Origin of the sequence: Nostoc sphaeroides, assembly GCF_003443655.1 — a bacterium.
Taxonomy (GTDB): domain Bacteria; phylum Cyanobacteriota; class Cyanobacteriia; order Cyanobacteriales; family Nostocaceae; genus Nostoc; species Nostoc sphaeroides.
The window spans coordinates 4,331,250-4,351,060 of the sequence record NZ_CP031941.1; the positions used below are offsets into that span (position 1 = coordinate 4,331,250).

The 19,811-nt window shown below is 42.2% G+C and carries 14 protein-coding genes; 4 read left to right on the top strand and 10 right to left on the bottom strand.

Annotated elements, in window-relative coordinates; all coding sequences use genetic code 11:
* Positions 1-48: 48 nt before the first annotated feature.
* Both D1367_RS19240 and D1367_RS19245 read right to left on the bottom strand, forming a co-directional pair.
* Positions 49-5,100, bottom strand: a complete 5,052-nt coding sequence (locus D1367_RS19240) for a WD40 domain-containing protein (protein ID WP_118167814.1) — start codon at positions 5,098-5,100, stop codon at positions 49-51.
* A gap of 223 nt (positions 5,101-5,323) precedes the next feature.
* The gene (locus D1367_RS19245; protein ID WP_118167815.1) at positions 5,324-6,655 is read right to left on the bottom strand and encodes a P-loop NTPase fold protein; all 1,332 of its coding nucleotides are present in this window, start codon (positions 6,653-6,655) and stop codon (positions 5,324-5,326) included.
* Between the two features lie 767 nt (positions 6,656-7,422).
* On the opposite strand from D1367_RS19245, the gene D1367_RS19250 reads away from it, so the two are divergent.
* From D1367_RS19250 to ftsZ, 3 genes are all read left to right on the top strand, one after another.
* Positions 7,423-8,277, top strand: a complete 855-nt coding sequence (locus D1367_RS19250) for a cell division protein FtsQ/DivIB (protein WP_118167816.1) — start codon at positions 7,423-7,425, stop codon at positions 8,275-8,277.
* Positions 8,278-8,853: 576 nt separating this feature from the next.
* Complete coding sequence (locus tag D1367_RS19255; RefSeq protein WP_225892196.1) at positions 8,854-9,138, top strand: hypothetical protein; 285 nt, start codon at positions 8,854-8,856, stop codon at positions 9,136-9,138.
* 60 nt (positions 9,139-9,198) lie between these two features.
* Positions 9,199-10,512 (top strand): cell division protein FtsZ, encoded by a 1,314-nt coding sequence (ftsZ, locus tag D1367_RS19260; RefSeq protein ID WP_118167817.1) that lies wholly within the window; start codon positions 9,199-9,201, stop codon positions 10,510-10,512.
* A 903-nt stretch (positions 10,513-11,415) separates the two neighbouring features.
* Here ftsZ and gshB read toward each other — a convergent pair.
* The 4 genes from gshB to hflX form a co-directional block, all read right to left on the bottom strand.
* Complete coding sequence (gene gshB / locus D1367_RS19270) at positions 11,416-12,390, bottom strand: glutathione synthase (protein WP_118167819.1); 975 nt, start codon at positions 12,388-12,390, stop codon at positions 11,416-11,418.
* A gap of 236 nt (positions 12,391-12,626) precedes the next feature.
* Entirely contained in the window at positions 12,627-12,899 is a 273-nt protein-coding gene (gene grxC, locus D1367_RS19275; protein ID WP_118167820.1) for a glutaredoxin 3, read from the bottom strand.
* Positions 12,900-13,161: 262 nt separating this feature from the next.
* Positions 13,162-13,872 (bottom strand): hypothetical protein, encoded by a 711-nt coding sequence (locus tag D1367_RS19280; protein WP_118167821.1) that lies wholly within the window; start codon positions 13,870-13,872, stop codon positions 13,162-13,164.
* Between the two features lie 357 nt (positions 13,873-14,229).
* A complete protein-coding gene (hflX, locus tag D1367_RS19285) occupies positions 14,230-15,849 on the bottom strand; it encodes a GTPase HflX (RefSeq protein WP_225892193.1) in 1,620 nt (539 codons plus the stop codon).
* A 7-nt stretch (positions 15,850-15,856) separates the two neighbouring features.
* Between hflX and D1367_RS32305 the strand changes: the two genes are divergently transcribed.
* Positions 15,857-16,021: a hypothetical protein gene (locus tag D1367_RS32305; protein ID WP_225892192.1), complete on the top strand. Its 165-nt coding sequence runs from the start codon at positions 15,857-15,859 to the stop codon at positions 16,019-16,021.
* Between the two features lie 120 nt (positions 16,022-16,141).
* Here the strand turns inward: D1367_RS32305 and D1367_RS19290 are convergent, their stop codons facing one another.
* The 4 genes from D1367_RS19290 to D1367_RS31005 all read right to left on the bottom strand — a co-directional run bounded on the left by D1367_RS19290 (position 16,142) and on the right by D1367_RS31005 (position 19,710).
* Entirely contained in the window at positions 16,142-16,420 is a 279-nt protein-coding gene (locus D1367_RS19290) for a hypothetical protein (protein WP_118167823.1), read from the bottom strand.
* A 161-nt stretch (positions 16,421-16,581) separates the two neighbouring features.
* Positions 16,582-17,985, bottom strand: coding sequence for a tetratricopeptide repeat protein (locus tag D1367_RS19295; protein WP_118167824.1), 1,404 nt, complete (start codon positions 17,983-17,985; stop codon positions 16,582-16,584).
* The gene (locus D1367_RS19300) at positions 17,982-19,310 is read right to left on the bottom strand and encodes a P-loop NTPase family protein (RefSeq protein ID WP_118167825.1); all 1,329 of its coding nucleotides are present in this window, start codon (positions 19,308-19,310) and stop codon (positions 17,982-17,984) included. The genes D1367_RS19295 and D1367_RS19300 overlap by 4 nt, the downstream gene beginning before the upstream one ends.
* Positions 19,303-19,710, bottom strand: coding sequence for a hypothetical protein (locus D1367_RS31005; RefSeq protein WP_181984888.1), 408 nt, complete (start codon positions 19,708-19,710; stop codon positions 19,303-19,305). Before D1367_RS31005 ends, D1367_RS19300 begins: the two co-directional genes overlap by 8 nt.
* Between the last annotated feature and the right edge of the window lie 101 nt (positions 19,711-19,811).

Consider the following 19,811-nt stretch of genomic DNA (forward strand, 5'->3'; position numbering starts at 1 on the left):
CCATTGAGGCTTCAATTTAATTCATAATTATTAATTCATAATTCGTAATTAAAAAGGGTTTGTATTGGTTATGCCATCACAAAGAATGCGATCGCGCTTTTCAAGATTGCGGTTGTGTTTCAGGTAATCGCCCACCCAGTCGCAACCACGAACAAGCAGATCATCAAGATGTAAATTCCACAGAATGATCGTGTTGTCATCACTGGCTGATGCTAGTGTTTGACCATCTGGGCTAAAACTGATACTTAATACCGGAGCGCGATGCCCATTGAGACTTTTAATTAATTTGCCTTCACGGCTCCAGAGTTTCACTGTACTGTCCCAACTGGCGGCGGCGAGTAATTCCCCATTGGGGCTGAAAGTTACGGCATTGATGCTATCGCTGTACCCCTTTAATAAGGTTTTTAACAACGTCCCATCCCGCCGCCACAGTTTCACGGTGTTATCCCAGCTGGCAGAAGCCAGTAACTCGTCAGTGGGACTAAAGCTAACACCCATCACCCAACTGTCATGGGGCGAAAAAGTTTTGAGCAAAGTACCATCCCAACTCCACAGTTTCACAGTTTGGTCATCACTGGCGGAAGCTAAAATCTGACTATCAGGACTAAAATTTACACTATTTACCCAACCCTCATGCCCCACTAAGGTTTTGAGCAACTTGCCCTCACGGTTCCAAAGTTTCACTGTTTTATCTTTGCTAGCTGATGCCAAAAATTGACCATCGGGGCTGAAACTTACGCTCATCACACTATCGGTATGCCCGTGGAGAGTCATGATTAAAGTACCGTCAAGCCGCCAAAGTTTCACAGTTTTGTCATAACTCCCTGAGGCCAGCATTTCACCCTTGGGGTCAAAACTGACACTAGGAATTTGATTTGTATGCCCGACTAAAGTTTTGTAAAGTCGGGTTTTGACCTCACCTCTACTGGTGTATCGTTGCCAAAGTTTGACAGTGCGATCGCTACTACCAGAAGCTAGCATCTGACCGTCGGGACTCCAAGCAACGCTCAAAACTCGCCTCTGATGCCCTTGAAGAATAGACGGTTTTGGCGCATCTAAACTCCATAGTTTTATGCTTTTGTCATAACTTCCTGAAGCTAGAAATTTGTTATTTGGACTGAAAGCGATGCTGACAACAGCATCGCTGTGTCCTTTGAAGGTTTTGAGTAAGGTACCAGTAATACTCCAGAGGTTTATGGTGTTGTCTTCGCCTGCGGAAGCTAACTTTTGATTATCAGAACTAAAGCTCAAACTCCATACTCTCCTAGTATGGTGGCGTAAAGTTTTGTAAAGACGAAAGTCAAAACCGTCTTTAGTGCTGTTAATTTCCCTGAGCCAAAGTTTCACTGTTTTATCTCGCCCTGTTGACGCTAACAGTTTCCCGTTGGGGCTGAAAACAGCCATCATCACATTCTGCTGATGTCCCTGCAAAGTTGTAACGAGGCTACCGTCCCGTCGCCAGATTTTTACAGTTTTGTCGTCGCTGGCGGAGGCGATGAATTGACCATCGGGACTGAAGTTTACCCAGTTAACCCAGCCTTGATGTCCTTTCAGGATTTTTACTAAACTACCGTCTTTGCGCCAGATTTTTACGGTTCTATCCTGACTGGCGGTAGCTAACAACTCGCCATCAGGACTGAAACTAACGCTGTCAACAGAATCACCGTATCCTTTGAGGGTTTTATATGGCTTGCGGTCAAATTCACCTGTAACCCGGTTTTTGCGCCAGATTTGCACTGTTTTGTCGAGGCTGGCGGAGGCGATAAATTGACCATCAGTGCTAAAAGTTACACAAGTTACGGCATTAGTGTGACCTTTGAGGGTTTGGAGTAAGGTACCGTCAGGACGCCAAATTTTCACCATGTTATCTTGGCTACCTGATGCTAGCAACTGACCATCTGGGCTGAAAACTACTCCCCAGACAATATCAGTATGCCCTTCTAAGCGGTTAGCCTCTGTTACCCCATAAACTGCCTGTTCGAGGGCTGTCACCACCCGCATTCGGGTATCTGGTTGCACTCCATCAGCCTGTTTAAGTTCTCTCCAAGCCCGCAAACTTTCTAATAGGGCATCAAATTCTTTATTAGAGGCAAATAAAGCTTCACTAGCAGCAGCGATCGCACTAATGTGCAAGTTGCTTTCACTGCGTTCAGCTCGTAGAGTTTGGCGGATTGCTGCTCTTTTTTGCAAGTCGGCTTGCCACCATAATGCTGCTATTGTTCCCCCCATGATTGCCAGCACTGCGCCTGCTATTCGTGCTTCCCGCAGTCGCCGTTGTAATACCAAATTGAGTTGCTTTTGACTAAGTTGTTGGGCGACTTCAGCTTGAGTTTTTTCAAGTTTAATTTTTTCTAATTCCGCGAGCATACCATAATTGTTCTTTTGGCGAATTGGTTCAACTAAATAATCGTGAACTAGCTGGTAGCGATCGCCTAACTCTTCTCTAACTCGCAACACCAAACCTGAACCCACCAATATTTCTAAAATCAGTTCCCCAACTGTGTCAAAGCTTGATATTGTATCTATATCATGATTATTAACTAGTGCAACTGCTAAATCAGCTTTAGTTTTTAACGGTCGCGTGCCCTTTTCATCTGTTAACTCAAATAATAGTTTCCAAGTTAACTCTTCATTCTCCTGACCACAATCTTTAATAACCTCCCCAAGCCAGCGTTCCACCAATTTTGTCGAGCCGCCGCAAAGCTTATATTGTGCGAGTGTGGTAATGTTTTCTATTTGTAGTTGAGCGCCAACTATTTGTAATTCAATTGGATGTACTTCGTCTAGTTTTCCTGTTAAATCCTGGACTAATCGGTTAATTAATTCATCACTCAATTCAGAATGGGAACGCTGAGTCAGACTATGAATTATGGCTTTAGCATCCTCGCTAGAGAATTTTCCTAGATAGTAGCGAATATCCTTATCGAGAATATTTTTATTAATTACGCCTAAATCATATAGACCAATAGTATTTTTTTGGCTCAACCGTTCAAATTCTAGTAAATAATGTAAATAATCTTCTCTTAATGACAGAATAATTTTGACATAAGAAATATTTAAACATTCACTAAAAAATTGATAAAATTCTATTCTGTCCGTAGGAAGATTACTAATAAAGAAGAATTCTTCAAACTGGTCTAAGATGATAATTATTGTGTAATTGCGCTCGGCTGCTAACCGAATTTTTTCTAGCAGTATAGTGGGTGTAGAGTCAAGATTAACTGGTATTCCTGTGGATGCCAACACTTGATTTAAACTGCTAATTAAGACTGTGAGCCAATCAGTGTAAACAGACAAAACAATAGGTATAGGAATGCGTTCACCGATAACTTTACCTTTGAGCGCTGGGACTAAACCAGCTTTGAGAGTTGAACTTTTACCTACACCGGATGGCCCATAAATGACTGTGAGCTTGTAGTCTGCACGACTAATTCTTTCAATCAAACGATTGACATCTTGCTGCCGTCCAGAAGCAGATATTTCTTGGGCAACTCCTTCAGAAATAAACGGTATTTTTTGAGGTTCTAATGCTGGGTTAATTTTAGAGTGTTGCGGCTGCAATTGACTTGCCCCAATGAAGGCACGAAAGCCATACTGATGTTCTATTTGAATTTTTTCTTGCTTGAGCTTAAAGGCTTCTGTATAGTCATGACGCTCAAAAAAGTAAAGCGATCGCAATTCTTCTAAAATTTCTAAATAAAGGGATGGTTGATGTTGTAGCTCACAAACTACCCTCGCCCATTCCAGATTATTGATAGCCTCCTCTGGCTCACCTAGATGCCTTTGTGTACGTGCAAGCAAGAGAAGATACCAACTTTCTTGTCGTCGCCTTCGCAAAGCGTCTTGCAGAGAAGCTTGCGTTACTTCTTCGGAGATAGAAAGTGCTGTATTTGCTAATTCATGAGCCAGTATCCAATTCGACCCAGAAACTGCCACATTTGCCAAAAAGCCATAATCTTGAGCAACTTGTGCAGGACTTCCATAGGTTTTATGTAGATGTAATGACTTTTGAGCTAATTCTTTTAAGTCATCCCAGGCTTGTAAACGTTGCAGCATTTCACAAGCAGGCAAAATAAATTTAGCAACTAAGTCTTCTCTTTGTACCTCCTCCAATATTTCTAGGCATTGTTTAAACCACAACAGAGCATGTTCGCAATAGCTACTATTATTATTCTGGTGTAAGTCTGCCATTCGGTGATAACACAGCCCTAAATGGAATAGTACTATTGCTTGCTTGAGTAAAGATGAGTGAGGGATAGGGTGAAGATATGAGAGGCGTAAAGAAGAATTACTTTCCCATGCTGCGACTCTCTTCGTTTCCTGCTGCCACAATGCTAGGCTTCTTTGATAATTGGCTAAAGCACCATTAATTTGATCGTTAGCGTATTTATCTCGCCCTAAAACAAATTCTAAACTAGCTTCTAATCCTGGTGTTAATTGAAAGCCGTAAAGGCGCAGCAAATCATTACGGGCTGATTCTATTTCGTGGCGGTGTTGAGACTTAGGATCTAAATCTAAGGAGGCGTTAGATAAAAATGTTTCGGCACCTGCTTCTAAAACTTTGGTAAATAGAGATTCTGCCTCTTGGTGGATCAAAGCAATTAAATCTGCCTTTGCCATTTCAAATTTAATTGTGGTTGCAGCCCAGCTTTTAAAATCAGGTGCTAATCTTGAAAGCAATGATGCCACATCATCTTGTAACCACAATACCACTGGAAATGGAAAAGTCGCGGCATATATGTCTCTTGCTTGGTTAATGCCTGTAAGTAAGTTTTCCAAGTTGATAGTTGACTCAATACCGAAAACCATCACAGATGATGGTAAAGAGTCTGTAAGGACAGCAGGATTATCTAAAGATAAATCTGAGACTATTGTGTTGTGTAAGGAAGTAGTTGATGGATTCAGAACGACTTCTCTAATATAGATGTCTTTGCTGATGGAGCGAATATTTTCTAACATTTGCTCACGTAATTGCCTATAGTTACACCGAACTAAAATTAGGGCAAATTGACCTTCGGAAAGTGCGATCGCTCTAATCAGTCTTTGCAAAGTATGCTGATTTTCTTTTGTGTAGACTTGTAGCTGCTTGTCAGTAGTCATTGGTTATTGGGCACTTTTACTGAGCGAAGTCGAAGTATTGGGCATTGGGAATGGGGTATAGCGGTTCTCGTTTACGTGAGGTACACCCGTAGGGGCACGGCACTGCCGTGCCCTTACACCTCGCGATATAATGTTGTACCGCATCTGAATGGGAACCCCTATATTGGGTATTAGTTATTAGTCCAATGGCAAAGGACAAAGGACTAATGACTCACCGTAAGTGTTACTTTTTTTGTTGCCAAGCTAAAACTTTTTCTGTTTCTCCTAAGGCTGGACTGATGCCGAACCAGCGCCCCAGAGGATCACGATATTCAAACAGATACATGCTTCTTAGTAAGCTTTGGTAGTCAGACTCACCTTTAACTCTCTGCTGCTGCACTACTTCAAACAATAATTCCCACTGGGATTCATCAATAGCTAATAGCAAATCGTCGCGGTAGTCTTTAATCACGGCTTCTAAGCAGTCCTTAGAAAAAGGTGGATCTTGTCGTTGCAGGCAGCTATAAAGTAAACCTAATAAATTACGAATGTGACCACCACTAACGCGACATATCCGATCTAAAGTTTGGGAGTGATCGAATAATTCTGTAATTAATAAAAGCCTTTCATTCAAAGGAACTTCTGGAAAAGCTCTTGCTAAGACTAACTGGCGCACTAGTGACATCCCTGGTTCGTAGTCACTGCCATCTCTTTGGCGCACTAATACCATCGGTAATACTTTTGGCGCAATTCCTCCCCCCAGGCGATTTTTTAGTGTCTCATACTCATTGGAGAAAATTAACGTTAGGGGAATTGTATAAACTAAGTGGCATTTGAGTCGGCGTAGCTGTTCGCCTCGGTCGATAAAAAGATATTCTGGTTGCGATCGCCCCGATGCTAAGGGACGCATATCGACTCGATCCAAATTATCTACAATTACTACCAGCCCTTTTTGACCCCGTTGCTTCAGCTGTTCAACAGCCTTTTCTAAAATTTCTTCGTTAATCGCTTGCAAAATACTATTGGTACGTGGTTCCAGATATTGCCTTAGTTGATTCCGCGCCTGGGTACTATCTTTGGTTTTAGCGGTAATTTTGGCAATACCCAACGACAACTCTGCTTGTCCAGAAAGCTCTATCGGGCTTTGCAAAAAATCGCCTACTTCTTTAAACAAATTGGTAAAGTAACCACCTTTGAGTTTGATGTTAATGCCTTCTAAACTGGCACTGACTTGACGGGCTACACTCAGCAGAATATCGCTGATATCAATATCCGCCATATCTAAGTCTTGACTGGATTCAAAGTAAACTACATGAAATCCCGCTAATTCTAGTTCTGTCTTCAGGCGTTGCAATTCCGTTGACTTCCCGCAGCCAATGTGACCCGTAAATAACTGGCAGGTTGGCTCATCAGGAGAAATCCGAACGATAGTCCGTTGCAATTCTTCGACAATCTTGCAACCCCGGACATCAGCAAAATCTATGTAATATTGGCGATCTAGCACGTTACTTATATTAAGCGTGTAGCTTGGGTTACATGCTTTATAAAAACGTGATAAATTTAATGTCGTTTTCATGTATCTAGAGGTGTATGTAGATGCGTGTGTAGATGTGTGTGGATGCAGTTAATTCGTATTTTTTATACAAAAAATCTCTAACCTGGATGTAAGCAGACAATTACTTCGCAAGCTGGTAGTATCTTGCAAAAGACAGCACTTGTTACAGATCACTGCCAGTAGTATGGTAGAGATTTAGTTGACCCTAATAACCTTAAGCATGTCTGTCCTTTTTACACCTGCTATTGAGGTTTTGACAATCTGTAGCTTTTGCTTGACCTGGCACAAACCTTGTAGGCTTGAGTTAATCAGTCAAAAAAGCTACTAAATTGTATTGTTCCCAGTTTGTATAGCTGATGATCAGGACTGGTATGAATTATAGCAAGCTATACAGAGATTCAGGTTGGAATTAGGTATCATTTAATATTCTATTTGTCAAGAAAACAAAATCATAAATATCTTGCATTGAAAAAATATTTGACGATCGCTTGTCGAAAAGACAACAGTAAGTTAAGAATGGACACCGGAAACTTGAATTGGAAGGATAACTAGCGCCACGTTCTTTGTGTAGTTACTGTAAAGTGTTACTAAAAATAAAAAAGTCTTGAGGAGAGCGGCTAACAGATGCCGACAGTGTTTACTGAAGATTAATAATGATACAAGCGCGTCAAAGCAATTCGCAATTCGCAATTCGCAATTCGCAATTATTACCCCACGCATAAATGCGGGGGCTTGAATGTTGATACTTCGTGTCAAGGAATTTGGATTGTAACCAGAAAGGGGTTTGAATGGCTGGCATAATATCAGTTTCCCGCACAAATTTAGCGCAGCGTCGTAAGAAATTACGTCGGCAGAGGCAGATGAGAATTATTCAGGCTATTTGGCGAACTTTTGCCATTACCGGTTTTGCGGGTGGATTGCTGTGGATGGCAGTTCAACCAGTGTGGGTGCTAAAAACTCCCAAACAAGTGGTGATGAAATCAGGCAATCAGTTACTGTCAGATGAGACAACTCAATCCCTGTTGGTGCTAGCTTACCCCCAATCTTTGTGGCGGATTGAACCGACAGCGATCGCTAACTCTTTGAAGAAACAACCAACTATTGCCGAAGCGATCGTTAGACGCCGCTTGTTTCCTCCAGGATTAAACATCGAAATCCAAGAACGAGTCCCTGTAGCCGTGACTCAGACACCAAGTGTTCAAAATCAGGGCACTGGCAACAAAAAAATCACAATCGGCTTACTAGATGCAAGCGGGGCCTGGATGCCTTTAGAAAAATACACATCACTCAATCCCACTAAGAAATTACCCAATCTCAGAGTCATTGGATTGCCCAAACAATACTGCCTCTACTGGACTCAACTTCATCAAGCTGTAATTCAAAGTCCCGTCAAGGTAATGGAAATTGATTGCCAAAATCCAGCGAATTTAATTTTGAAAACAGAACTAGGAAATGTGCATCTCGGTGTTCCAGGCCCCCAGTTGTCTGAACAAATTAAAGTACTCGCCCAAATGCGTCCTTTAGCAGCAAAACTTAATTCTGGCCAAATAGAGTATATTGATCTGAAAAATCCCGAAATTCCATTAGTACAGATGAACCAAAAAGACCAAAAATTAACTCCCAAAATCCCTAAAAACATCTAGCGTGTTTAATGTATTCATAGCTCCTAGTAAATTAAGAAGCTTTATGCTGATAAATATATTTATTATTTTCAATTTTCGAGCAAACCGCCCGAAAATCTGCATTAACTTCTAATTAAAATGAGAAGATAAATCATAAAATCTCTATTGCGAGTAGAACACTTTCAATTATGACCCCTAACATCTAATAGTAGGGTGCAAGATGTCCGACAATCTGATAATGGGCTATGGTGTGCAAAACGCCTTCTATTCCAAAGACAGTTTAGCTTTATTTTCAATCTGTAAAGGAAAATGCCGCCCAAAGTTGCGTAAGCATTGTTTCTGGGCAATCAGTTTAGACTAGTTCCCGGTGCCGTAATTCCTATTGGGTTACGAAACCTCTGGAAAAATCTTGATTTGTTGACCACATTAGTGAGGGTTCTTGTAAGATAGACTATTGCTCAAGCACAGTGTCCATTAAGACCCCCCAAACAACAAATTAATCAGGTATAGTCTGACAAAGTAAATTCTGGCTTACTTCAACCTTAGGGATAAGTAAGTGTAAGCTAAATTTTGTGTCTAAAGTTGCAGCTATCTCTAATGGTGAAATCTATTAACAATATTATTGAGGTAGATCAGATGCGCTGTGGTGTATCTTTACAAGTTCTGCCCTCTGGTAAGAATAATGAAGCGATTAATGTCTCTTTGATGTTATACAGATCACTTTTAGATAAATGTAGGTATACTTCTCTAGAATTGGCTGTGCGATCGGCTGCCCTGAAAGCTTATCCCATAGCAAATTTTCGCACTGCCAATTCTGTTAGGCTTGGCAGTAGTGAAAACAATAAAGAACAGTGCCCTAGTATTGTGGCACTGTCAAACTAAAGTTGACTCTGAGGTGAATAACACCTGAAAAAGTCGTTTATCTACCCTTTGACAAATCCAATGACACTTGATAATAACCAAGGACTTAACTATAAAAATTCCCAATCTACGGGACAGCCGGGGTTCTCTCTGGCAGTTAACTCGACCAATCCCTTTAATAATTCTGGGTTGAACTTCGGACAAAATCACGATAATAAGAAGATTTCTGCGGAAAATAGCCGAATTGGCGAGATTGTTCCTGGGCGGGTTGCCAACATCAAAGTGATTGGTGTAGGTGGTGGCGGTGGCAATGCCGTTAACCGCATGATCGAATCTGATGTCTCTGGGGTAGAGTTTTGGTCAATTAACACTGATGCCCAAGCTCTTACCTTAGCTGGCGCTCCCAGTAGATTGCAAATTGGACAGAAGCTAACACGGGGTTTAGGAGCAGGTGGTAATCCTGCTATCGGTCAAAAGGCAGCAGAGGAATCACGAGACGAAATTGCTACAGCTTTAGAGGGTGCAGACCTAGTATTTATCACGGCTGGGATGGGCGGTGGCACTGGGACAGGTGCAGCGCCGATAGTGGCAGAAGTAGCCAAAGAAATGGGCGCTCTGACTGTTGGTGTAGTCACACGTCCATTTGTCTTTGAGGGACGCCGCCGTACCAGCCAAGCCGAAGAAGGTATTCAAGGACTAAAAAGTAGAGTAGATACACTGATCATTATCCCCAACAACAAACTGCTGGAAGTGATCCCCGAACAAACACCTGTGCAAGAAGCTTTTCGTTATGCAGATGATGTACTGCGTCAAGGGGTGCAAGGTATTTCTGATATCATCACGATCCCCGGATTGGTAAACGTTGACTTTGCTGATGTTCGAGCGGTAATGGCAGATGCGGGATCGGCATTGATGGGAATTGGCGTTAGCTCTGGAAAATCTAGAGCCAGAGAAGCTGCGATCGCAGCTATTTCTTCACCACTACTAGAATGTTCTATTGAAGGTGCCAGAGGGGTTGTCTTTAATATTACAGGTGGTACTGACCTGACTTTGCATGAAGTAAATGCAGCCGCAGAAGCAATCTATGAGGTAGTTGATCCCAACGCCAATATTATTTTTGGAGCTGTAATTGATGACAGACTCCAAGGTGAGGTAAGAATTACTGTAATTGCCACCGGATTTACAGGTGAAATACAAGCTGTGCAACAACAAAGCGTGGCTAACGTTCGAGTAGCACCTAATACCTCGAAGCGACCAACACAGCAACCCGCAGTTAATCCCCAAACCTCATCTCCAACTCCAACTCCAACTCCAACTCCAATTCCAGAACCAAAAGAAAAACCTGGATTGGACATACCTGATTTCCTAAGAAACCGACGTACACCAAGGAATTAAAAGATTTTGGACTTCGGCTTACCTCGGCTACTTCGGCTACGCTCAGTACAAGTCCGCTCGGCACAAGTCGCTCAGTCGAACGAGTTGAGATTTTAGATTAAATTAGCAGTCTCAGGTTAGGCTGAGTGCTGTATAAAATCTGCTAGTTTCAGGGTTTTACTAAGGGCAGTCGATTTATCGCCGGGAGTATCAAAGAAATACAATGAACTTGGGCAGGAGTCTGGTGGCTCACATGTCCAGCTTTGCTTTTGGAACAAATAAAGAAGAATATCTACCCAAATACAGATGCGACGCCGATAGCGTATCCCTACGGGTATCTTCCTACGCCTAGCGTCTCCAAAAGTTGCGTTAGTGAGTTTTCGTACCCTTACAGGCAAGCTATGCGCAGCGTCTCGTAGAGAGCGTCATAGCCCTTCGTAGTCATCGCTACATCTACCCCCGCGATGCATTAAACTCATATACGGCATAAATAAATATATTTACTTAAATTAAATTGCGTGGGTAATACCAATTCACGAAAATCCTGATACATATAGATTTATCGTAGGAGCAAGGCGCAATGCCCATAGGTGTCAACTTAAGCTAAAATCCTTTTCAAATCTCGTTTCCAGTGTCCGACTGGAAATGCAGATCAATTGCGGCTCTGCCGCGAGTTCGGGAGGCGGAGCCTCAAGGACGGGCATTCCCAGTCGGAGACTGGGAACGAGATAAGGCAAAAAATAAATGTAAGGGACTTCCAAGTAAAAAAATATTCCATTGCTATTGTTCACTGTTGACCGTTGACGGTTCACGAATTTTCAGTCAACAGTCAACAGTCAACAGTCAACAGTCAACAGTCAACAGTCAACAGTCAACAGTCAACAACTTTAATGTGGAATAATTTATTTTTTGGAGTTCCCTAAATTATTTTTTGCTTTTTAAATTCTGTTCAATCCATTGAATGACCTGATGGCCAAGGTGAGTCCCATCTAAGCGATCAATCTCACGAATTCCAGTAGGACTAGTGACGTTAACTTCAGTTAAGTAGCCACCAATAACATCAATACCCACAAAAATTAAGCCGTCTTGGCGTAACTGTTCGGCTACTTGGGTACAAATTTCATCCTCTCTTGGGGTAATTTCGGTTTGAGCGACTGTACCACCAGTTGCCATATTATTGCGAAAATCAGTTCCACTAGAGAGGCGATTGAGCGCACCAATTGGTTCGCCATTGAGTAGGATAATTCGCTTATCTCCTGCTTTTGCCTCCGGTAAATAGGTTTGCACCATTACAGGCACTCGACCTTGGAGGGTACTGAGTTCGACAATAGAGTTAAAATTGCGATCGCCTGATTGCAAAAATAAAATACCTTCTCCAGCTTTGTTACCTAGTGGTTTGAGAATTGCTGCCCCCTTTGCTTCCACAAATTGCCGAATCAACTCCTTATCAGCACTGACAATCGTTTCTGGAATCGCTTTGGTAAACTGGAGGGCGTACATTTTTTCATTTGCCCCTCGGATGCCTCTAGGACTATTAATTACCAGGGTTTTATTTTGGTCAATGTAATCCAGAATGTAGGTGGCATAGAGGTAGGAATCATTGACAGGTGGATCTGTCCGCATAAATACGGCGTCCATTGTCTCTAAAGAAGTTAAGCAAGAATCGCTCAACTTATACCAAGGATTCGCCGCTACCCACCGTCTCTCTACCAACTGCACTGGTACAACTTCAACTCGCTGTAGGAAAGCCCAAGCTTTGCTTTCCACCACACTCAGCAGATTTACCTGAGTTATCCAAACTTCGTGTCCCAGGATTTGCGCTGCTTCAATTAGGGCAACACTGGTATCATGACACGGGTCAAGCAGATGGATGGGATCAATGATAAAAGCCAGTTTCACCCTTTATACCTCAATCACCAAGAAATTAAATGGTTATTCAATTATTATCTCTTGATGCTCTCACCAATTGACGTATATATGTACTGCTGAGTGGAACCTGGCGGTAAACTCTTGTGGACAGATATGGCTTTTGTGAGAAAAAAGTCTGTAAATAAGGCAGCGCGTTACTCGAAGAGAGTTGTAGCGACTGCCGTGCGTAGCGGCTTGTCGCTAGCTTCTAGCAATATCTTCTCAACCTACAGGCTATTGCTAGAAGTTAGTAGCTCATCTAGCTTGCCTTGATTGTCTAAAGCGTGGATATCATCACAACCACCAATATGATCATCATTTATGAAAATTTGCGGTAAAGAACGCCGTCCATTTGCTCTTTGAGCCATTTTATTTCTGGCTGCCTCATCTCCATCAATGCTGTATTCGATAAATTCAACCCCTTTGTTCTTCAGCAAACTTTTGGCACGAATGCAAAAGGGGCAAGTCCTCCAAGTGTAAATTTCTACTTTGGCAGCCATAATCTTCTCAAATTGATTTAATACTTTTTAATTTTAGAACTTTGCCACTGATTCTAGACACCCTATCTTGGTTTGTCTTTATCCTTATAAGGCTAACGTGGTGGTTTATATCAAAAAAAATTAGTCAAGAGATAAAGTCTGGACTCTTGACTAAGATATTATGTTTATAACAATTTTGTTAAAAAACAGAGTGGCTATTATCTAATTGTGAGAATTGCTTATAAAGCGTAACTCAGTTGTCAGTTAGCACTCAAGTTCTCATTTAAGCTGAGACTAGAGGCTTTTTCTTGGCAACCCTCAGCGCACCTAAAGCAAATAAACCAAGAGCGACTGTTGCACTAGACTCAGGTACTTTTTTAGGTGGAGGTGGTGGGGGTGTGTAGTAAGGTGCTTGTCCTTTGAGTTTGCTACTTCCGTTACGATTGCTTCCAGAACCGACGCTCATTAAGCGCACTCCAAAATTTTGCTGAGAAAACTGAGCCAACGTTAAAGCTTTGGAACTATGGGATAGGGTAAAGATGGTAGATTGAATGTCGCTTTTTCCTTGACCTATACCTTCTTCACCAATTTCTACCCCAGCCTCAAAGGAGCCGCCACCACCGTTTAGATTGTTACTACTGCTACCAACAGAGTCAATTTTTCCATTAGGATCAAATTGTTTGCTTGTTACATCTGTACCTACTACTTGCAGACCATTGATAAGCGTATTGTCCAAAATGTTGAAGAAAACACCACGGATGTCAGCAATTGTGTTGCTGCCAGTGGATAAATAATCTACTTTAAACTTAACTTTGCCAGACCCTGCTATTGCGTCATCCAAAGTAAACTTCACCTGAGTATCTGCACCGGTGAAGTCATTGATAGTGAAACTCATCGAAGCGGCATTTGCAGGGGCAAAGATAGAAGATGATATCACAACAGCAGTAGCAGCTAAGAAGGAAGGTATTGCTGCCCTGGAAAATGGATGTTTCATGTTAATAATGTTTGCAAAACAAAATGGTAAGATTCAGTTGCTAATGATGGGAATTTTGCTGTTTGCTATCCATGTAAAATCAGATGCATCCAGTGACGGCCTTTTATAACTCTAGAGACTCAATTAAAAGTTGTCTATAATACCAGCCTTAATTCAAAAAGACTTTATTTTTGGCTTTATATAATACAATACAGTTCAGTTAAGGATTTGTGGTACTGATTTTAAACCTGTAGAGACGCGAAATTTCGCGTCTCTACCAAGATTTTTGGGCTTAACTGAACGGTATTGTTATATAATAAACAACCCAGTAGCAATACTGGGTTGGATTAAAATTAGAAATTATTTAAATAACAGCATTTACCGAGAGTCAACGGCATATTCAATTAGTTGGGCAAGACGCTGGCGTAAGGTTTCTAATCCCAAGCGCTGACTCGCAGAAATAAACACCGCTAGGGGAAATTCTTCTCTAGCTAAAGCTAGTGTCTCACTATCGGCTTGATCAATCTTGTTAAAAACAACTAGCGCGGGGCCAGGAGTTATGGGCATTTGCGCCAAGATTTCTCTAACTGAGCGAATATGACGCAACCAAGCCGGATGAGACAAATCCACCAAATGTAGTAGGGCATCAGCTTCTGTGACTTCCTCCAAGGTGGCGCGGAAGGCATCCATTAATGATGCAGGTAATTCGTGTATGAACCCTACTGTATCTGTAATCAGAATTTCTTGAGGTTTATCATCAGCTTCGCCATGAGGAATTACCAAACGGCGGGTAGTAGGATCGAGAGTGGCAAATAGCTGGTCGGCTGTATAAACTTCTGCATTCGTGAGAGCATTCAGCAAAGTAGACTTGCCAGCGTTAGTATATCCAACCAGAGCCACTGATGGAACTTCTCGATGCTGTCGTCGTTGGCGTAACCGCGAACGATGGGCTTGCAACTGGTCTACTTCTTTTTGCAGTCGGGAAATGCGCTGCCCAATTGCACGGCGTTCAGTTTCCAGTTTGGTTTCACCAGGGCCACGAGTCCCAATACCACCACCCAATCGGGACATGGTGCGACCTCTACCAGCGAGTCGCGGTTGCATGTATTCTAACTGTGCTAGTTCTACTTGCAACTTACCGGCACGGGACTGAGCGCGTTGAGCAAAGATATCCAAAATTACTTCGGTGCGGTCAACCACCCGGATACCAATTTGCATTTCTAAGTTGCGGACTTGGGAGGGTGAGAGGTCGCGGTTAAAGACGACGAGATTAACTCCTAGTGTTTGGGCAGTTAGGGCAATTTCTTGCACCTTACCTTCGCCAACTACCGTCTGGGGATGAACGCGCGATCGCTTTTGTTGTATTGTCTGTAATACATCTCCCCCAGCAGTATCAACTAAACGCGCCAATTCTACTAGGGTATCTTGGAATTGTAGGGGAGTTATTTCACTGGTCATCAGCCCTACAATTAGCACGCGATCGTGGTCAGAATCTACTTCCTGGGCGATAAATTCGCGCTGGAATTCCGCTTCCAGATTTTCTACCAAGTCTACTAAATCCTGGTCTGCCAGATCATCCAAGTCCAGAGGTGGCGATATATTCCAGCTTGGGGATTGGATTTGTTTATTATGAGCGAAGCCGAATTGGCTTTCCTCTACTTTGACAGCAGCAGGACTAGCAATCAGAGTGCGAGAGTCTTGGGGTGTCAGATGAGCTAGATAAGCTTCTTTCACATACCCAGTCGCACCGCCTCCCCGTCGTGTAAATCCCGTTCCGGTAATATTTAGGACAACTAGGGCATCTAAGCGTTGCAGTGCCATAGCCGTGAGTGCCGCTTCATTGGGCGGTTCTGCCTTGAGATGGGTGGCGATGCAACGAATACCACTGAGTCGTTCTGCACCGTAACGGGGCAATTCTAGGGGTGGTATTTGTGTTTGACGCGGTGTGCCTACCCCGACGCGAATCACTTGTCCGCGACGGTTGATGTAGGCGCACACAGGCTGATTGACTTCTGTGCTAATTGCTGCCAGACGCTGGGAAAAATCAGGTGTGGTGATGCGATCGCCTGGTATGCGCTGGTGGTACAGTCGCTGTAGTTGCTTCAGCTGGCTGGACTTCAGACCTTGGAGATTTCCAAAAATAGTTTCTATAGGCGTTTATGACCAGTAAAATGGCCCCCCGAATCCTTATATGTCTATTTTACAACAGGGTTTAGGCTCCTATCTATCTCCTTTGAGGGATGCATTGTGAATTAGTTCACGGTGGGTATTGATTTGACCGCTTTTAATTTCAATCGTCATAAAGCCCTTCGTCTTCTGGTGCGTAGCCGTTCAAAAAAGCGTCATGGCTGCGGATGCTTTCGGGTTCTTCCACATGAATTATGTTGTCATTCTCAGTTTCCCAATCTTCACCATCCAAAACCGAGAATTCTGTTAATTCAGGGTCGTTCAAAAAATCTTCGGCTATGGCAGCGATAAAAGGTTCTAGTATTTTGTGACGTTCTGCCAAAGAAAGGCTAGCAATTTTTTGGAGAGATAGCTGTTTTTGCTCTTGGCCGTTTTCTAACATTTCATTTGTGTTTCTGAAGATGGGTTAATTTTATATTTAGTAATGTATCAGTATCGCTTTTAATTTCAGTTAGTATTTTCAGTCAATGTGTGAAGGCGATCGCTACATTAAGATGAGTTAAAATCATCTTAACTATAAACTCTAATAATAATGTCGCTCTATTAGCGCCTAAATCCAATCCTTGTCAATAAATTTGTCCCAATTTTAGCTAATTTTTGCAATCCCAATTTTCGCAGTAAACTAGTGAGAATTCGTTTATTCTGGATATTAAACATTTCTCTTGCAAAATCTGGATTAATTTCAATCAACTTGCTAATACTACTATTTCCTTCTCTCCAGCGACCTAGTTTCATTAATGCAGCCGCCTGATAATACCAAGCTTCGTAGTCATCTTGTTTAATTTTCAGCGCTTGATCGTAGGATGTGATCGCTTCTTCAAAGCGTCTTAAATTAAATAGCGCATTGCCTCGATTCTTCCAGGCATCGTCGTAATCAGGTTTAAATTTCAGTGCTTGGTCATAGGATGCGATCGCTTCTTCATTGCGTCCTAGATCATTTAGCGGAGTGCCCCGATTCTTCCAAGCTTTGTAGTCATCTGGTTTAAATTTAAGTGCTTGGTCGTAGGATGTGATTGCTTCTTCATTGCGTCCTAAATTGCGTAGCGCAATGCCCCGATTGTTCCAAGCTTTGTAGTCATCCGGTTTAAATTTCAGTCCTTGGTCATAGGATGCGATCGCTTCTTCATTGCGTCCTAAATTGCGTAGCGCATTGCCCCGATTGTACCAAGCTTCCTGGTCATCCGGTTTAAATTTCAGTCCTTGGTCGTAGGATGTGATCGCTGCTTCGTATTCACTAGCAGTAAGCAATAAATTTCCCAGTTCAAATAGTAAAGGTGGCTTCTGATTATCTGGCTGATGTTTGTCGATCAGCAACTCTTGAATTTCCAAGACTTTCTCAATTTTTTGTTCGGCGCTAAGTTTTAAATATTCCTCATAGTCTCCTTCCAACAGCAGACGATTTGATTCTTGTTCTACCACTTCTGGCGTTGTCGGTAATTCAAACACCCCAGAACGCCAATCAAAAAAATCTGGGGCGCGATGAATAAAATAGTTGATCGAAAATGAACGCAAAAGAAAAACAAAGCTAATTGGGAAATCATCTCTAAAGCGTTCTCGCTGTTGGTTTAAGTGATTTAAAATATGCGGAACACTAGTTAAATTGCTAAATTGTCCTTCTGTAATTTCCCCAAAACTTCTTTTTTCATATTTATATAAAGAATATTCAAGACCCTTAATTAATAAAATATCAACTTGCTTGTCTTTAACAAACTCTGCTACTGGCTGATATAAATTATCAATCGCCTCGACAAAGCGCAAAACTGCAATCTTTTTCTGCGGAATCTCCTGGGGAAGTTTGACAATAAACTTGTCTGCTTCCCCAGGTGTACATTGGACAAAAAACAAACCAAATCCTGATTTTCGCTTCAGTGCGCGAAGCAAGTCTTGATAAGCTTCTTCTGGTTCTGGGGGTAAATCATCATCCCAATCACTTAAATTTGGGTTCATGAAAGTTTCGCTACGGCTTCTTTAAATTCTGGAATTCCTTGAATCAATGGATGAATATCATACCAACGCTGCATCTCTCCATCATCATCCAAATAGCGGTATTCTAAAAGACAGCGATTATACATCAAACTCCGATACAAGTCATCATTAATAATGCGCTTAGAACAAGACACTTCCGCTAACAGACACCATTGATGATTTTCCACAGCGCGGCGATAAGTATCTCTGGCTTGAGTAATTGCTCGTCGCACCGCCTTTTCTGAAACAGGTAATTCTTCAGTGCGTCCAAAGGCATCTTGAGTTAACAATAGCAAATTCCTCACATGACCTCCACTCATTAAACAAAGTCTGTCTAAGGTTTGGGGACTGTCGAAAATTTCCGTTTCTAGTGATAATTCCGGTGCAATTTGCCGGACTCGCTTCTTAATTACTTCCTTAACTTTCTTGAGTCCTGGCTGATAAACTTTCCCCTTGAGAGTGTTTACCATAATCATCGGCAAAATTTGGGGGTCGCCGTAGATATCTCTGAGGTCTGTTGCCCTGGTAGAATAGACCATTGAAATGGGGACAGTGTAAATCAAATGGCAATCTAAAGCTTGGAGTTGTTCGCTACGGTCTAAAAAGACTTCCTCATAGTTGGTGCGACCATCACCGTCTTTGACTAACACCATCCGGTCTAAATTATCGACAATTACCGCCAGTTTATTGTAGCCATTAGGTAAGTGCTGTTTTGCATCCACGAGAAACTCATTTAACACCTGAATTAAAGTGACGGTGTGAGGATCAATTTTTTGGCGAATCTTCTGGCGTAATTCAGGAACAGCTCTTAAATTTGCGGTCAACTTGGCGAATTGAGCAAGCTGCACTTCTACAGCCATCTTCTCAAACTCTATGGGAGTCAGCGCCAAATCTTTTAAATCTACCCAACGATCTTTCAACCAGTCTAGTATTGGACGAGGGCTGGCAATTCCTTTTAAATCTTTGAGCAAACGGCGGGTACAGGCGAGGAGAATATCTGTATATTGGGCATCTTCAGAATCGATATCCTCTTCATCAGCCGCAAAATAGACTACATAAAATTTCCGATTTTCTAAATACTTCTTTAACCTGAGTAATTCTGTAGACTTCCCCGCACCCCGATGACCAGAATACAATTGGCAAGTATTTGTATTTGCCAATTGCATCCGATTTCCCAACTCTTGCAAAATATCGGCATCTCCCCGCACATCCTGACAATCTACATATTTTGGATCACCTGCGGGTAAGGGTTCAAAGGGGTTAAAGGCGTTGTAGAGGTTTGCGAGTAAGTCAGTACTATTAACCATAGGTAAAAAATATAGCAATGATGCTCATAATAATCGAGATTATACAGAGTTGAGGTAGATGAATCCAGTTCAAAGACTCGTTAACGGAGTTCAGAGGTGGATTCATCCAGTTCAAATACTCATTAACGGAGTTCAAAGGTGGATTAATCCAGTTCAAATACTCATTAACGGAGTTCAGAGGTGGATTAATCCAGTTCAAATACTCATTAACGGAGTTCAAAGGTGGATTCATCCAGTTCAAAGACTCGTTAACGGAGTTCAGAGGTGGATTCATCCAGTTCAAAGACTCGTTAACGGAGTTCAGAGGTGGATTCATCCAGTTCAAAGACTCGTTAACGGAGTTCAGAGATGGATTAATCCAGTTCAAATACTCGTCAACGGAGTTCAGAGGTGGATTCATCCAGTTCAAATACTCGTCAACTAGTAGTAGCCTGAATAAGTTCGTAGTAAGGACTTTAGTCCTGCGTTTGAGGGCTGGAGCCGCTCACAACGAACTTTGTA

Excerpts from the sequence above, each read along its gene's own strand:
- D1367_RS19255 (WP_225892196.1), top strand. The coding sequence starts at position 8,854 with ATGGTGAAATCTATTAACAATATTATTGAGGTAGATCAGATGCGCTGT.
- D1367_RS31005 (WP_181984888.1), bottom strand. The coding sequence starts at position 19,710 with ATGAATCCACCTCTGAACTCCGTTGACGAGTATTTGAACTGGATTAAT.
- D1367_RS19240 (WP_118167814.1), bottom strand. The coding sequence starts at position 5,100 with ATGACTACTGACAAGCAGCTACAAGTCTACACAAAAGAAAATCAGCAT.
- D1367_RS19295 (WP_118167824.1), bottom strand. The coding sequence starts at position 17,985 with ATGAACCCAAATTTAAGTGATTGGGATGATGATTTACCCCCAGAACCA.
- D1367_RS19245 (WP_118167815.1), bottom strand. The coding sequence starts at position 6,655 with ATGAAAACGACATTAAATTTATCACGTTTTTATAAAGCATGTAACCCA.
- ftsZ (WP_118167817.1), top strand. The coding sequence starts at position 9,199 with ATGACACTTGATAATAACCAAGGACTTAACTATAAAAATTCCCAATCT.
- D1367_RS19250 (WP_118167816.1), top strand. The coding sequence starts at position 7,423 with ATGGCTGGCATAATATCAGTTTCCCGCACAAATTTAGCGCAGCGTCGT.
- D1367_RS19280 (WP_118167821.1), bottom strand. The coding sequence starts at position 13,872 with ATGAAACATCCATTTTCCAGGGCAGCAATACCTTCCTTCTTAGCTGCT.
- D1367_RS19290 (WP_118167823.1), bottom strand. The coding sequence starts at position 16,420 with ATGTTAGAAAACGGCCAAGAGCAAAAACAGCTATCTCTCCAAAAAATT.
- grxC (WP_118167820.1), bottom strand. The coding sequence starts at position 12,899 with ATGGCTGCCAAAGTAGAAATTTACACTTGGAGGACTTGCCCCTTTTGC.
- D1367_RS19300 (WP_118167825.1), bottom strand. The coding sequence starts at position 19,310 with ATGGTTAATAGTACTGACTTACTCGCAAACCTCTACAACGCCTTTAAC.